Source organism: Carboxylicivirga sp. M1479, assembly GCF_007097485.1.
Lineage (GTDB): Bacteria > Bacteroidota > Bacteroidia > Bacteroidales > Marinilabiliaceae > Carboxylicivirga.
Genome location: NZ_VKDE01000023.1, coordinates 1 through 14,390, shown reverse-complemented (window position 1 = coordinate 14,390; position 14,390 = coordinate 1). Strand labels below are relative to the sequence as shown.

15 protein-coding genes are annotated in these 14,390 nt (G+C 36.3%); 12 read left to right on the top strand and 3 right to left on the bottom strand.

Annotated features, from left to right (window positions below):
* Positions 1-107 precede the first annotated feature (107 nt).
* Both FNN09_RS14435 and FNN09_RS14430 read left to right on the top strand, forming a co-directional pair.
* Positions 108-1,607 (top strand): hypothetical protein, encoded by a 1,500-nt coding sequence (locus FNN09_RS14435; protein ID WP_143303077.1) that lies wholly within the window; start codon positions 108-110, stop codon positions 1,605-1,607.
* The gene (locus tag FNN09_RS14430) at positions 1,604-2,557 is read left to right on the top strand and encodes a glycosyltransferase (RefSeq protein ID WP_143303076.1); all 954 of its coding nucleotides are present in this window, start codon (positions 1,604-1,606) and stop codon (positions 2,555-2,557) included. The genes FNN09_RS14435 and FNN09_RS14430 overlap by 4 nt, the downstream gene beginning before the upstream one ends.
* Positions 2,558-2,719: 162 nt before the next feature.
* Here the strand turns inward: FNN09_RS14430 and FNN09_RS14425 are convergent, their stop codons facing one another.
* A complete protein-coding gene (locus FNN09_RS14425; protein WP_143303075.1) occupies positions 2,720-2,947 on the bottom strand; it encodes a hypothetical protein in 228 nt (75 codons plus the stop codon).
* 175 nt (positions 2,948-3,122) lie between these two features.
* Between FNN09_RS14425 and FNN09_RS14420 the strand changes: the two genes are divergently transcribed.
* The 5 genes from FNN09_RS14420 (at position 3,123) to FNN09_RS14400 (ending at position 7,431) form a co-directional block, all read left to right on the top strand.
* Positions 3,123-4,343, top strand: a complete 1,221-nt coding sequence (locus FNN09_RS14420; RefSeq protein ID WP_143303074.1) for a sensor histidine kinase KdpD — start codon at positions 3,123-3,125, stop codon at positions 4,341-4,343.
* The gene (locus tag FNN09_RS14415) at positions 4,343-5,029 is read left to right on the top strand and encodes a response regulator transcription factor (protein ID WP_143303073.1); all 687 of its coding nucleotides are present in this window, start codon (positions 4,343-4,345) and stop codon (positions 5,027-5,029) included. The genes FNN09_RS14420 and FNN09_RS14415 overlap by 1 nt, the downstream gene beginning before the upstream one ends.
* 83 nt (positions 5,030-5,112) lie before the next feature.
* Positions 5,113-6,006, top strand: coding sequence for an AraC family transcriptional regulator (locus FNN09_RS14410; RefSeq protein ID WP_143303072.1), 894 nt, complete (start codon positions 5,113-5,115; stop codon positions 6,004-6,006).
* 118 nt (positions 6,007-6,124) lie between these two features.
* Positions 6,125-6,835: a pirin family protein gene (locus FNN09_RS14405; RefSeq protein WP_143303071.1), complete on the top strand. Its 711-nt coding sequence runs from the start codon at positions 6,125-6,127 to the stop codon at positions 6,833-6,835.
* A 23-nt stretch (positions 6,836-6,858) separates the two neighbouring features.
* Complete coding sequence (locus FNN09_RS14400; RefSeq protein WP_143303070.1) at positions 6,859-7,431, top strand: YceI family protein; 573 nt, start codon at positions 6,859-6,861, stop codon at positions 7,429-7,431.
* A gap of 551 nt (positions 7,432-7,982) precedes the next feature.
* On the opposite strand, the gene FNN09_RS14395 is transcribed toward FNN09_RS14400, so the two are convergent.
* Complete coding sequence (locus FNN09_RS14395) at positions 7,983-9,269, bottom strand: MFS transporter (RefSeq protein ID WP_221932506.1); 1,287 nt, start codon at positions 9,267-9,269, stop codon at positions 7,983-7,985.
* A 79-nt stretch (positions 9,270-9,348) separates the two neighbouring features.
* Here FNN09_RS14395 and FNN09_RS14390 point away from each other — a divergent pair, with 79 nt between their 5' ends.
* The gene (locus FNN09_RS14390; RefSeq protein WP_143303068.1) at positions 9,349-9,810 is read left to right on the top strand and encodes a pyridoxamine 5'-phosphate oxidase family protein; all 462 of its coding nucleotides are present in this window, start codon (positions 9,349-9,351) and stop codon (positions 9,808-9,810) included.
* 216 nt (positions 9,811-10,026) lie between these two features.
* Here the strand turns inward: FNN09_RS14390 and FNN09_RS14385 are convergent, their stop codons facing one another.
* Positions 10,027-10,506, bottom strand: a complete 480-nt coding sequence (locus tag FNN09_RS14385) for an aminoacyl-tRNA deacylase (RefSeq protein WP_143303067.1) — start codon at positions 10,504-10,506, stop codon at positions 10,027-10,029.
* 282 nt (positions 10,507-10,788) lie between these two features.
* On the opposite strand from FNN09_RS14385, the gene FNN09_RS14380 reads away from it, so the two are divergent.
* From FNN09_RS14380 to pyrH, 4 genes are all read left to right on the top strand, one after another.
* The gene (locus tag FNN09_RS14380; protein ID WP_143303066.1) at positions 10,789-11,178 is read left to right on the top strand and encodes a hypothetical protein; all 390 of its coding nucleotides are present in this window, start codon (positions 10,789-10,791) and stop codon (positions 11,176-11,178) included.
* A gap of 5 nt (positions 11,179-11,183) precedes the next feature.
* Positions 11,184-11,840 (top strand): 7TM-DISM domain-containing protein, encoded by a 657-nt coding sequence (locus FNN09_RS14375; RefSeq protein WP_143303065.1) that lies wholly within the window; start codon positions 11,184-11,186, stop codon positions 11,838-11,840.
* A gap of 85 nt (positions 11,841-11,925) precedes the next feature.
* Positions 11,926-12,531, top strand: coding sequence for a TlpA family protein disulfide reductase (locus FNN09_RS14370; RefSeq protein WP_143303064.1), 606 nt, complete (start codon positions 11,926-11,928; stop codon positions 12,529-12,531).
* Positions 12,532-12,683: 152 nt separating this feature from the next.
* Positions 12,684-13,391: a UMP kinase gene (gene pyrH, locus FNN09_RS14365; RefSeq protein ID WP_143303063.1), complete on the top strand. Its 708-nt coding sequence runs from the start codon at positions 12,684-12,686 to the stop codon at positions 13,389-13,391.
* Positions 13,392-14,390: the final 999 nt, after the last annotated feature.

Sequence of the window (14,390 nt, the reverse complement as noted above, 5' to 3'; positions counted from 1 at the left end):
ATTGAGTACAATAGTCCTTTATCATATTCGTTAATGGTGTAAGATAAACTTCAACCATCTATGTCTATATAATTTGATTATTTTTGATGGCCAATTATCTCAATTATATGAATCGTCAACATCCGTATTTACAAAAGATCAATTTATTATTTACTTCCATCAACCAAGTAAATCCATATTATTTAGTTTTACTTGTGTTATGCGGACATTTTCTTTCGTTCGCCCCACACACTAACGAAGAGGCCTATTTCCCTTTGGCAAAACATTTTATCGACCCAAGTTGGATGACGGGGTCATTTGTATTTGGTGAATGGCCTGGCACAAGGCTCCTTTATCAATACATAGCAGGTTTCTTTTTAAAATATATGTCTTTTGAAAGTCTATCATTCTGGTCAAGGCTAGTTATTTTTATTGCATCTGCATTTCCTCTTACCAAATTATTTAAGCACTTCAATTTTTCGAACATAACCTTACTTATTATTCTTGAGCTATTTTTAATTCATCAATCGTGGATAGGTGGAGAGTATATATTTGGTGGATTTGAGACAAAATCCTTGGCATACATTTTCATCTTATTTTCACTTGTAAGCTTATTTAAAAAGCACTATTGGTATTTCATAATACTATCTGTTGCAGGTAGTTATTTTCATGTTTTAGTAGGTATTTGGTACACATTGTTTGCATTAACATATATCCTTATTTATGAACGTTCTGTTGTGTTACCAGTTAAACTAGGAATAAGCTATTCCATATTACTTTCTCCATTTATCTATTTTCTTTCATTACATATTCTTGGTGGAAGTAATATTATAGAAGGAGTCAATATTGACTGGGTATATTCTTATTACCGTAATCCTCATCATTGCGTACCTTTTAGTCGTTCGGTATGGCCTAGGGTTGTACTCCCGTCTTTGATACAAATCATTATTTCGAGTATATTATTATTTACTCTTCTTCGTAAAAAGCGCAGTCAACAATCTGATCAGTTTTTTTGGATGATGGTTGTTATCTTTTTTATGTTGTGGGCGGCAATTATTATCTCATTATTAGACACAACTGGCTCTATAACTAAGTACTACCTTTTTAGAATTAATTCAATAGGGGCACTAATATTTTACATTTATGTGTTTTGGTGGATTAAACGGTTCTACCCAGTACTGGCTCGCAAAGCAGGCTATTTTTTATTTTTTCTATTTCTCATCCCCGTATTTATCGGCAAAACAACAAGTAACATTAAAAACAATTATCTCCAAAAGGCAGATAGTGAATACATTGAAATGATTGATTTTATCAAAACCAATACTAATGGTGATGATATTTTAATAGAACACGCTAAATTACCTACCTCATTTATGCGGACTGTTGAAAGAGAGAGCTTTGTTGTACGAAAACTAGTACCTGGAGGGGGTGAAAAAATATATGAATGGTACATACGCATGGAAATGCTCAAATCTTTTCGAAATAACTTTAACGAAATTGATTCAATATGTACAAAATACAAAATAGATTATATCATCACTAAAAAGGCATTTAATCAGGCCGGTTTAACCTGCGTATTTCAAAATGATAAGTATAATGTTTATCAAATTGACAATAATAAGCAATGAAAAGTATCGCAATAATATTACCATGTTATAACGAAAGTGCTCTTATAAGAAAAATGAAACAACTAGTTGAGCAGCACATTTCCGACCTGCAGTATAATTTTGAGATTGTTTTTGTTAATGATGGTTCATTGGATGCAACAAGCGATATTATAAAAACTTTTAATTCCTCGCATAAGAATATAAATATTACACTACTTGACCTTTATTATAACATGGGTCATCAGTCTGCCATATATCAAGGACTTCTTTATACTAATGATAAAAAATTTGATAATATTCTTATTATGGATTCAGATGGTGAGGATGATCCTGCTGCCATTGTTGAGATTCTCAAACACAACGAATTCGAACTAGTACAAGTCGTTAGAGCCAAGCGAAATGAAAAACTTTTCTTTAGATTATCCTACACACTATACAAACAGATATTTAAATTGTTAATTGGCAAAAAGTTGAACTTTGGTAACTTTTCATTAATTAAACCTAAGTTGGTAAAAGCTTTGGTTGAGAAGAACTTCATACACTTAGCAGCAACACTAAACAACCAGCGTTGTCATAAACATCAGATATCATGGGATAGAGCTAAACGGCTTGATGGGGAATCTAAAATGAATTTCACAAGCTTATTCTATCATGCGATTAATTCATTAGTTGAAAATGCTCAGGATTTACTCTTTTTCTTCATTAAACTTTCAGCAACAATACTAATTGCAATATTACTGATGGTTGGAATAATCATCTATAAAAAATTCTGGAGCTTAGCTGCTATACCCGGCTGGAGTTCATCATTAATATTGTCATTATGCAACTCACTTCTTATTTGCATAGGGATTTTTATTACCGGAGCATTACAGCTTAATATCCTATACAAACAAAAATCTGCAAAACGAGATAAGCAATTTGATGAGACCTCTATTATTAAAAACTGGACGGTATATAAATCTGATTCCTAAATAATCATTACAGTGCAATGCAGCCTTACCCCTAGTAAGCTAGATTCCAAACTCTAACTCATAAGCAATTGATTTTATATCAACTCACTTTAGGGCTAGACTAAAGCAACAAAAAAGCCACCCGTAAACGAGTGGCTTTTCTGTATCTTGGTAAAAAGGAGATTAACCTTTCTTCTCTTTCTTTTCTGAACAACAAGCTTTCTTCTCGGTGCATGACTTTTTCTCAGCACAGCATTCTGCTTTACACTCTTTGTCACACTTCTTCTTCTTTTTGTCTTCAGCTTTCTTTTCTGTCTTAACAGGCTCCTGATCAATAACGGCGGCCATTGTAGGAGAAGCAATTGCTAAAGTAAAAACAAATAGTGCTGAAAGGATTAATGTCTTTTTCATAATCATGTAGTTTAATATTAATTTATTGTTTGTGATGTAACAAAACTAAGGTTCAAGGATTTAAAGTTAAGTTATTAGCTTGTTAAAGCTTGTTAATAGGATGTTAAAAGAAGACTTGGAGGTCTTTTAATTTGGTATTTTTGAGACATGATTAAGAATATGTACATTTAAGCACATGGGGAAAACTAAACAATACTACGGCTTATCAATTGCCACTTTTATTGGACTGGCGCTATTGCTGTTCATTCAAATTAGCTACATGGTAAGGGCCGCTCGTTTGGAAGAGAAAAACTTCAACCACCGCGTGGTAATGGCCTTAAAAGATTCAAGAGATGAAATTGGCAAGCGTTTATGTCCCGAAATGGATCGTTTTTTATGCGGTAACAATTGTATTAACGCTCAAAAGAAAAGTGCCGAAGTTGATAGTATCATTCATTCGCAGCTTGAAATATATAACTTACCGCTAACATATACTTTTGCCATTACCGATACGATTATTGGCAAAAATTCGCTATTAGCATGGGGACCTAAATGTTACCAACAAACTTTAAATGGCCTACTAGAGCGAGAGGGTATTCGCTTGCGACTTCAGTTTCCCAATCGTAACCGATTTATTTTGGCCGAGATGAGTGGACTATTTATTGTATCCATCATCGTCATCCTGTTTCTATTAGCTTCCTACTCCATTCTTTTAAGGTTAATAAAACGTGAGCAAACGCTAATGACACACATGCGCGAATTTGTGAATAACATGCTACATGAGTTTCAAACACCTTTAGCCAATATCCGCTTAGCTGCCAATCTTATATTAAAAAAGAACAGCGAAGAAAGCAAAACAGGCAACTATGCACAAGTGGTATTGAATGAATACGAACGCATGCAAAATCACGTGGAAGATATATTAAAGCTATCGTGCGATGCTTCAACGGACAGTGAATTTAACGAACTGGACATGAAAGAAGTAATAGATCAACTGGTACAATCGTTTAAATACCGTGTAGATGAAAAGGGTGGGACGATAAAGGCCAAGTACGGTGCAAGCAACCATGTTCTATTCAGCTACAATGGGCGCTTATCTCTGGTTATGTCTAACCTGCTCGACAATGCCATTAAATATAGCCTCGGCGAACCTCATATTATTATCGAAACCTTATTGGTGAAAAACATGCTTCAAATTAAGGTGAAAGACAATGGTATTGGTATTGCTAAAAAAGAATTGCCATACATTTTTGATAAATATTACCGCGTTGGAACAGGAGATTTGCATGAAGTAAAAGGTTTTGGGCTGGGATTAACATTTGTAAAGAAAGTAATTGAAGAACACAAAGGCTCCATAACTGTTGATAGTGAGAAAGGAAAAGGAACATGTTTCACGCTTTTAATCCCGCTTAAGTAATGGCCAGAATTTTATTAGTCGAAGATGACATCAGCATGGGCTTTCTATTGGTAGACTTTCTTGAGTCAAAAGGCTTTGATGTAAAACTATACAAAGATGGTAAAAGAGGTCTGGAGGCATTTCACAAGGGACGTTACGATTTTTGCATTTTAGATGTGATGTTGCCTGGTATGGATGGTTTTACCATTGCCGAAAATATTAGAGCAGAAGATAAAAAGGTGCCCATTATCTTTTTAACTGCCCGAGCTATGAAGCAAGATAAAATCAAAGGTTTCCAGTTAGGGGTTGATGATTATATTACCAAACCATTTGATGAAGATGAATTGCTATGCCGTATCCAGGCTATTTTAAATCGGATGGAAATACAAAATGAAGACCCCAAGCAAAAAATAACCAAATTTGAAATTGGCACTTATCATTTTGATGCAGCCAACCAGCAACTAGAGGGTAAAGAGTTTACTAAGCGTCTAACTCAAAAAGAATGTGATGTTTTAAAAATCCTTTGCATCTCAAAAAATGAGATTGTAAAACGAGAGAATATTCTGATTGCAGTTTGGGGTGAAAACGATTATTTCCATGGGCGTAGTTTAGATGTATTCATTGCAAAACTGCGCAAATACTTAAAAGAAGACCCAACTGTTTCGATCGAAAACGTACCAAAGGTAGGATTTGTATTGAATGGATAATCCATTTGTAGCACCCGATATAAAAATCATCGGGCATGCTTACAAACAACGTAGTAAACTAGTTCATTTTAAATTAGTATCACATGCCTGCCCACAACCAAATAAAAACATATCCCCTTACCCATTCCAATGGCGATTCAATCGATTTTGCCATCAAGTCAACAGGTGATATATTCGATGCAATGGTTGATAATCCTGATATGCAAGACCATCCGCACCGACATGCCTATTACACTTTAATTTTAATTGAAGAAGCATTGAGTGGTGTGCACATTATCGATTTTAAAGAGTATAATTTTGAGGGGGCAGCAGTGCATTTTGTACATCCTGGGCAGGTGCACCAGTTCATTAGTAAAACACGCCCCAAAGGATCGGTTTTGAATTTTAGCCGAACCTTTTTGATGCAAAATGGCATATCTGAAGATTTAATTGAAAGGGTATACTTGTTTAATTCATATGGAGATTCGCCTCCTTTGCCAATAGATTCTATGCAACTTTCGGTGCTGAAAGATATTATTGAACAGATGCAAGAGTACCAAAATGGCACCAATTATTACCGTTACGATGCTTTGGGTGCTTTACTTAAATTGTTTCTGATAAACATATGTGGAGCGTGTAGCTTATCTCCGCATAACATGCAACACGAAACAGGCAGTAATCGCCTCATCAGAAATTTCAGACAACAACTAGAGAAGGATTACCAAGTAAACCATAAGGTGCAATACTATGCGCAAGCGTTATCTGTCTCCAGTGATTACCTGAATCGTTTTATTAAAAGTAAAACGGGTAAATCAGCCAAAGAACTTATTCAGGATAAATTATTACTTGAGTCAAAACGTCTTTTGTTATTTTCCGATTTATCGAGCAAGGAATTGGCTTTTGAATTAGGCTTTGAAGAACCATCCAACTTCAACGCATTTTTTAAAAAATTAAGCGGACGATCTCCCATTGCTTTTCGACAATCTCTTCGTTCCTGAGGGCACTTTATCACAATAAAAGAGAACAAGGTCTGATTTTAACAATCCTTTGTCTGATTTTCGTAATTACTATGGCCTAATAGCATCGTATGTTTGTAACTCATAAAATAATAGAGTTATGCAAACACAGGTTTTTAAAGCAGATAAAAGGGGAACGGCAGATTATGGTTGGTTAAAAGCAAACTACTCATTTAGCTTTGCCAACTACTACAACCCAGAAAACCTACACTTTGGTGTATTACGTGTTTTAAACGATGATGTAATTGAACCATCGAAAGGTTTTGACACCCATCCTCACGATAATATGGAGATCATTACCATACCCCTTTCGGGGCGCTTAGCGCACAAAGATAGTATGGGGCACACCTCGTATATCGAGAGTGGTGAAGTGCAGGTGATGAGTGCTGGCAAAGGCATATTTCATAGTGAATTTAACGGCAGTGATCAAGAGGATTTAAACCTATTTCAAATATGGCTTTATCCGAATGCAAAAGATGTTGAACCACGATATCAACAAATTTCTCTTGAATCTGTTGCTAAGAAAAATGAACTCTATCAAATACTAAGTCCGAATGAAAACGATGCGGGCGTATGGATACATCAGGATGCATGGTTCAGCATGGGACAAATTGATGCCCAATGGGCAGGCTCGTATAAAGTTAAGAAAGAAGGAAACGGTATTTATATCATGCTCATTGAAGGTGAAGTGCAGATTGATGGCCAAATACTAAAACAACGTGATGCCATCGGAATAAGGGATGCCTCATCCATTGAAATAAGTGCTAATGCATCCTCACGACTATTAATAATGGATGTTCCAATGAAATAATATAAACTATAAATACAATAATTATGAAATCGAAATTAACACTCGCTATTGTGGCGCTGGCCATATCACTAACAAGCATCAGCGCACAATCAACTCAAGTAAACACCGATGCCACAGTTGTCAAGTGGACAGGAACAAAAGTGGTTGGCTCATCGCACTACGGTAATATTCAGCTGCAAGAAGGGACCTTGGAATTAAAAAAAGGTAACATCAAATCAGGTGAATTTATCATGCAGATGAATAGCATGACCTGTGCCGATATCGACAATGAAGAATACAACAAAAAACTAATCGGTCATTTGTTCTCTGACGATTTTTTTAGCGTAGAACAATATCCTACAGCAACACTCAAAATTATTGAGGCCACAAACTTTAAAGACAATACATCAAAGGTTATGGCCGAATTAACCATTAAAGGACAAACCAAACCAGTTGAATTTGATGTAACTAAAAAAGATAACACATACATCTCAAGCATTAAAGTTGATCGTACGATTTACGGCATTCGTTATGGCTCAGGTTCGTTCTTTGATAATTTGGGAGATAAGGCCATTGACAATATTTTCACTCTGGATGTGACCTTGGTATTGAAGTAGGTGCTTATACCGATTAAACATTGTAATGTGCAAAATGATATTTATTAACCCTGTTAAATTATTAAACAGGGTTATTTTTTGGGTTACATATATTTTATAGTAGAAAATGATTTTTGATTAAGCTATACTGCGTTGGCCTACGGCAAAAAGAGAGTGAAATTGCAAATGTTGCTTATGGAGATCGGGAAGCTGAGAACTTGTTCGAAGATCACCCGGCCGAAGTTAGTAACATTAATAATTTCAATGTCTTTTTGCAGTTAGCCTAGATTTTTTTGTTTCGTTTTTGGATCATGCCAAAAATGAAAGACTTGTTCCGTGTCAAAACGGAAGCCTGTCCAGCTTGAGGACCTCGGTATGAGAATAGACATTTATCTACCCACTGTAATTCAAATAGCACCATACTACTATTTAGTAATTGTAAGAATACTATATCTCTGATAAGAAAGCTTCATTTTTGAGGCTTGTGAAGTTCGAAAAATGTGAGTTTACTGGTGAAAATGACCATTTTGAGAACAAGCATAACGAAAAAAAATGGAGTTTTCTTGCAGAGACTATTTAGCCTTAAAAGATCCGATCACTAAAAATAATAAAAACCCAATACACAAGTACGAAACTGTGCCATAGGTAGATGTTAATGTTTTGGCTACACTAAAAAGGAATGGCCCCAAAGCACTTGCCATCACAATCATTGACATGGCTTTGCCAGATATTGCACCCAAATGTTTGCGACCAAAAAAACGAGGCCAGGTAATTGCGTTAATAACGGCAAACAAACCACCTGTAAGCCCTAAACCAGCAATAATTAGATACAAGCCCGTTGGTGTATGAATATACAAGAGACCAAAACTAGCTAGTAAAGCACCCCCAAGCATTAAAAAGAGCAATATTTTCAAACGAACCCAGTCACTAATTAAATTAGCCACCACAGAAGTAATAACAGAAACAAAGGTAATGGGTAAAAAAATGCTAATTGCTTCTGTTCTTGACAAGCCTGCCTCAGCAAATAAGGATACCACATGAAAGGTTAGGCCCGTGACAAAAAAAGCATGAAAGGCTAAAATCAATCCATACATCCAGAAACTCCGAGTCTTCTTCGCTTCTTGTAAAGTTGTTGCTTTCTCTTTTATCGGCACCTTAATTTTATCCAATTTTGACCGAACGCCATCTGGCTGTAAACCATATTTCTCTGGGTTATCTTTAAAAAACACAAGTATTAAAAGGAGTACAAATACCAAAACCAAAGCCATTACCTGCCAGGCTCCCTGCCAACTAAACTGACGAATTAAATAATCAATCATTAAAGGCGAAGCCGAAAAACCCAAAGAAACACTTACGCTACTAAAGGCATTAATCCGTCCGCGACGCTTATCGAACCATTTCATTATCATGTTGCGCGAGGTCATGGTTAATACCCCTTGCCCACTAAAGCGAAGAAGGAAAAATAAGAATACCATAATAACAAATGGCACAGCCCAATGACTAACTCCAATAAATGTACTCAATGAAGAACTTATACCAGGAGTAAAGGAACAAAGCACTAAGGTAATTGCCAATAATAAAGTTGACAGAGCGGCGGTAGCAACCACCCCATGCCTATCGTATAACTTACCAGCTTTTGTTAAAACAAATGAACTAAGCAAAGTACCCAGCATATAAGCCAAGCTAAACTGGTCGCGCGATAAAAACAAAGCATCCTTTACCGGGTCGGTAAAGGTAGATACACCTGCAGTTTGTCCAGGTATACTAGCCCAAATACCTATAGTACCAACAAAAGCCACCACATAACCATAAAACAATGGAAATCGCTGCGGTTTTATAACTCCTAAAAATTTAACCATTGACATCAAAGTTACTACAACTTGCCATCTCTTTTGGTCTTTTGCCTCTTATTTGATTATTTTACTAAAAACAAAAAACATGCGCCGAAAAGAACGAGAAATCAAGGACCCCGATATCATTCACGAAATACTATCTCAATCAAGCATCTGTCGTCTTGCCATACACGACGAACCTTACCCCTACCTTGTGCCAATGAACTTTGGCTATCGAAATAATGCCTTATATTTTCATTGCGCCACAGGAGGCCGTAAACTCGATTTATTAAAGCAAAACAATAAAGTAGGTTTTGAAATAGAATATGACAGCCAACTTATTAAAGGTGATGTTGCCTGCCAATGGACAACAAAGTACCGATCCATTATTGGCACAGGCGAAATGAACATCATAACTAACGATGATGAGAAAAGAGAAGGCTTTGATATTATTATGCAGCAACACGGCAAACACGACAACACATACATTCAAGCAGCACTTGATAAGGCACTGGTATTGAAGTTAGAAATTAACTCATTGTCGGCCAAACAAGCTGGAGATTGGTGATATACAGAAAATGTTCGATGCGTGCTATTATAGCACAACATCGAACACTTTACTATCCACCCATACTATGTTTCTTTTCAGAATAATACCGTTTGGTCAATAAAATGAGCTTTATTTTCAATTGCACTTCAATAAAGCTCTTTATTGATCCTACGGCATTTACCATTGTACATCCAGATTTCGCTTAAGGCTCAATCTGAATTACAATTGGTATAATTAAGCATCTGCCATTGGCACTCTTGCAAGTTTCAATACTGTTGGATGCACTAATCGCTGATAGTCTTTGTAAGTCATTTGAATTAACTCGGCATGGTTACAGGCATTAAACGCAATGGTTGTATCCTCGGTTAATTTTTCAGCTACAAACACCTCCATGTTGTATAAGTTACCAAAAGGAGGCTGGGCTCCTACTTCACAGTCTTCAAAAGCATCTTTAAATTCCGATTCCGTTGCTAAGCGCACTTCTTTTGAAGCTGTTGCTTTCTGTAGCTCTTTCATATCGACTTGAAACGAAGCTGGCAAAACAACCATGCATAATTTACCATCAACTTTAACCATCACTGTTTTCGCAACTTCATTACCCGATATGTGCGAATAAGCGGCGGTTTTTTGAGCCGTATAAGCACGTGAGTGAACAATGCGCTTATAATTAATATGTTCCAGATTTAAATAATTCTCCAATCGTGTAAGTGGCATAAGGCGCTCCTCCAATTATTTAGTTATTGTATTTTTTAAAACAAAGCTTGTGTAAGTTAATGCCAAATGGAAAATCTGTAAATAGCTATCTGGCAAAAAAACGAGAATCCTTGTTTTTTAAACACATTTTTCTTTTCGACTTATTTGTGCCAATTTTGCTGAAAATTGAATAATACCGTTTATTAATCAATAGTACGCCTTTAGTCCATTCCATTTCTAAAGCCACGTTGATTATATTACGGCATTATACCAGCGGGAATCTTAATTTAAAGAGGTATAAGAATGGGAAAAGAGCAAGTTTTATCAACTGAAGACTTACATTTTTTAGGCATTAAGGTGGTTTATAAGGACATGGTAGACCAGGGTTACAAAATATTGAACGTTAGAAAGGAGCCTGACACCAATCCTCAGATATTGGCTACCAAAGATGATAAACGGTATTTTGTTGTTGTTCGAACAGCTACTTATCCCGACATGGGATTGCTATTACCGCACATTGCTTCTGAAGTTATGAAACATGGAAACAAACACAATGCTGTATGCTATTTTGCAAGCGTAGGTATTGCTAATGCTAACGGACAGAGCAAAGAAGAAATGAGTAAGCCAATTAAGGATGGCGAATACTACATCAATTATAATGGTCTCGAACTATTCCCAACTTTCAATATCTAATCTACATGCATAAGATAAAAGAGTTTTATCGGAAGAATCGTTTGCTTATAATTGCAGGCTTAGCTTTCATTTTGTTGATGCAAATTTGCAGTAAGGGTGGTAGAGTAAAGCAAAAGAATGCTGAACATGATTCGCAGGTAACTACAGAGGCACCGTCAAACAACGACAGTGAACTAAAACCACTCAACGAAATCTATTACGAGGAACAACAAAATAATCCAGAACGTAACCCTGAGATGACCTCTTTATTTATCCTTATGGGTTTAGTACTATTGGTATATGTTGCTACAAAACGAGGCTGGTTACAAAAGTTAACACCATCTATTGTTTGGGTACGAATAAGTGTTAAGCGTAACAAAGCAACAAAACAACGGATGGCCACCATCAGCATAGCGAATCATACGAAAGAATCCATTACGTTTTTTGCTCCTGTACTCGCCTTTTCAGCAAGCTTTGGTAAAGCACGCCGTTTTCGATTAAAGGGTGGATCGGATCAACAACTTTTTCCATTAACGCTTATGCCAGGTACAGCTCATACAGTTACCCTTAATATTGATAACTTTCATAAAAAGGCGGGTTTATCCAATTCATTCAAATGGGTTAAGGTAGAGGTAAATGCCGGCTTAAAAAATTATCAGTCATTTTGGAAATACCTATTTTAACAAACTTATTGGCATACGGCTTGTTATAACAACACCGATTGAAACAGCCATTTGAAATATTTATTGATATTTTACAAACAAGCACATGATAAAAAAAGGATATTGGTCAGAACAATGGTACAAATACCGCCGTAAGAAAACCATCTTAGGCATTGTGTTTGATTTGCTTTTTACCGTATTGGTTATTGCTATGTTGTTTCCAACATCACGTAAAATTGTATCGTCAACCATTATACGATACAGTATGTTTCAGCCTCGCGAAAGCAAAGACATTAGCTATTTAAACGATAAGGATTATCAATGGCAAATAGAAGATTTAGATGGCAATATTATCGAATTATCGGAGTTAAAGGGTCAAACAATATTTATCAACTTTTGGGCCACCTGGTGTCCTCCTTGCATAGCTGAAATGCCATCCATTCAACGTTTATACGATGAATACCAAAATAAGATGGCGTTTGTACTAATTAGTCAGGAATCAAAAGGAATATTGCGCGATTTTATGGCAAAAAAGGAATACACTTTCCCAGTTTATATTCTTCGGAGCCGACAACCTGATGTATTCGCATCGCGTAGCATACCAGCCTCCTTTATTATTTCTCCTCAAGGGCAAATAATGATGAAAAAACAAGGCGCAGCCCGCTGGGATGGCAGTAAAGTTAAAAATATGATTGACCGTTTATACGAGTAATCAGTCAAAACATTTAAGTATGATATTTTAAGCAAGCATTCCGCTTGCTTTTTTTTGCTCTTAATAATTATAAAAATTGAAGAGGAATACATCACTTTATCTCTGTTAATCATTTCTTATCTTTGCAACATTCAATTTAAACAACAGATAACATGAAATACAATCGAGTACTATTAAAACTTAGCGGAGAATCGTTAATGGGCGAGCAAGGTTATGGCATCGACCCTGATCGCTTGAATGACTATGCAGAGCAAATAAAAGAGGCCGTTGCCATGGGTGTTCAAGTGGGCATTGTAATAGGTGGTGGTAACATATTCAGGGGTCTAAGCGGAGCTTCAAAAGGTTTTGATCGTTACAAAGGTGACCAAATGGGTATGTTGGCAACCGTTATTAATGGTTTGGCCTTACAATCGGCACTACAAGCTATGGAGGTTAAGGCACGTGTATTAACAGCTATTCGTATGAATCCTGTTGGAGAGTATTACGATAAGCCTAAAGCTGTAGAAGCACTTGAAAATGGAGAAGTGGTAATACTATCGGCTGGAACAGGTAACCCCTACTTCACAACAGATACAGGCTCATCTTTACGAGGCATAGAAATAGAAGCCGATGTTATGCTCAAAGGAACCAGAGTTGATGGTATTTATACGGCTGATCCTGAAAAGGATCCAACGGCAACTAAGTTTGATGAAATTACCTTTGACGAAATATATAACCGTGGTCTTAAAATTATGGATTTAACGGCAACGACCATGTGCAAGGAAAACAATTTAGACATTGTGGTTTTTGACATGGATACCAAAGGTAACTTGATAAAAGTACTCAAAGGAGAAAACATTGGTACTTTAGTTAAAAACTAACACTCATCATAAGGCATTATTAAGGGGCAATCGAAGAGCAAAGCTTATCGACTTGTCCCTTTCTTCATTGTACCGCTAATAAGCCAGCAATGGCTCTTATACGACTCAAGCTCGCTCGGAGCGAGGTTGAACCAATGATGAATCGGTGATGATACGAACACAAGCCAAAGGGATATCAAACTACATATCTAAAACAAACTACACGAGAGGACTCGTGCCCCAAAGTGTATCACTTCTGAATTAAACAACTCCAGCTTTAAAATAGGTATCTACTGTTGTCAAGTCACTGCCTTCATTCGGTAAATGGCGATATACAGTTGCTATATCGTTTTTGTAAGGCACTAAAGCGATGACATAAATTGCTCAACGAAGCCAGTCAGTCATCAAATCCTTGCTGTAGGCAGCTAAACTGGCTTATAGCTTATATCAATCGCATGCTAAAACGGCTAAATCCACTCTGGCATTGTAATAATCCTCTGTTACGTTCGATAACATGCCTTCTACAGTGGTTCAAAAGCCATCTGCAAAGGATAAATCGCCTATTACATTGGATAAAATCCATCTTGCAAAAGACAGAACCCCTTTGACATTTACTACGAGCCATGTTGTTTTATCTAAAACGCCATCTACATTTAATATCACCCCTTCTGCATTAGCTACCAGCCAATCTGTTGTATCATCCAAAAGAATTAATCACGATTATTGTTGTTTGTAAAATCATGGATTTGAAAGTACACTGTTTATTCTTTGTCCACAAGATTATCTATTGATCCATGAAACTAAAGGATGACTATCATCAATTCAATTTTTAGAGTTTAAAAAGCATCGTAAGCATGGGTATTGAAAGTATGTAGTAACGAAAAAAGAGGGTGTCCAAAATTACGGCATCCTCTTTTTTTATGTTTTAAAATTGAATCGCGTTTGTTAATATGCTATACCGCTGAGAGGCTGTAGTTGAGCTGGTATTTTGTTTTAAAGCTAGATATGGAGGCTATTATT

What these genes read in the sequence shown, in the direction of transcription:
- FNN09_RS14395 (WP_221932506.1), bottom strand. Translation starts at nt 9,269, where the DNA reads ATGGTTAAATTTTTAGGAGTTATAAAACCGCAGCGATTTCCATTGTTT.
- FNN09_RS14390 (WP_143303068.1), top strand. Translation starts at nt 9,349, where the DNA reads ATGCGCCGAAAAGAACGAGAAATCAAGGACCCCGATATCATTCACGAA.
- FNN09_RS14430 (WP_143303076.1), top strand. Translation starts at nt 1,604, where the DNA reads ATGAAAAGTATCGCAATAATATTACCATGTTATAACGAAAGTGCTCTT.
- FNN09_RS14420 (WP_143303074.1), top strand. Translation starts at nt 3,123, where the DNA reads ATGGGGAAAACTAAACAATACTACGGCTTATCAATTGCCACTTTTATT.
- FNN09_RS14435 (WP_143303077.1), top strand. Translation starts at nt 108, where the DNA reads ATGAATCGTCAACATCCGTATTTACAAAAGATCAATTTATTATTTACT.
- FNN09_RS14380 (WP_143303066.1), top strand. Translation starts at nt 10,789, where the DNA reads ATGGGAAAAGAGCAAGTTTTATCAACTGAAGACTTACATTTTTTAGGC.
- FNN09_RS14385 (WP_143303067.1), bottom strand. Translation starts at nt 10,506, where the DNA reads ATGCCACTTACACGATTGGAGAATTATTTAAATCTGGAACATATTAAT.
- FNN09_RS14375 (WP_143303065.1), top strand. Translation starts at nt 11,184, where the DNA reads ATGCATAAGATAAAAGAGTTTTATCGGAAGAATCGTTTGCTTATAATT.
- pyrH (WP_143303063.1), top strand. Translation starts at nt 12,684, where the DNA reads ATGAAATACAATCGAGTACTATTAAAACTTAGCGGAGAATCGTTAATG.
- FNN09_RS14415 (WP_143303073.1), top strand. Translation starts at nt 4,343, where the DNA reads ATGGCCAGAATTTTATTAGTCGAAGATGACATCAGCATGGGCTTTCTA.
- FNN09_RS14425 (WP_143303075.1), bottom strand. Translation starts at nt 2,947, where the DNA reads ATGAAAAAGACATTAATCCTTTCAGCACTATTTGTTTTTACTTTAGCA.
- FNN09_RS14410 (WP_143303072.1), top strand. Translation starts at nt 5,113, where the DNA reads ATGCCTGCCCACAACCAAATAAAAACATATCCCCTTACCCATTCCAAT.
- FNN09_RS14400 (WP_143303070.1), top strand. Translation starts at nt 6,859, where the DNA reads ATGAAATCGAAATTAACACTCGCTATTGTGGCGCTGGCCATATCACTA.
- FNN09_RS14405 (WP_143303071.1), top strand. Translation starts at nt 6,125, where the DNA reads ATGCAAACACAGGTTTTTAAAGCAGATAAAAGGGGAACGGCAGATTAT.
- FNN09_RS14370 (WP_143303064.1), top strand. Translation starts at nt 11,926, where the DNA reads ATGATAAAAAAAGGATATTGGTCAGAACAATGGTACAAATACCGCCGT.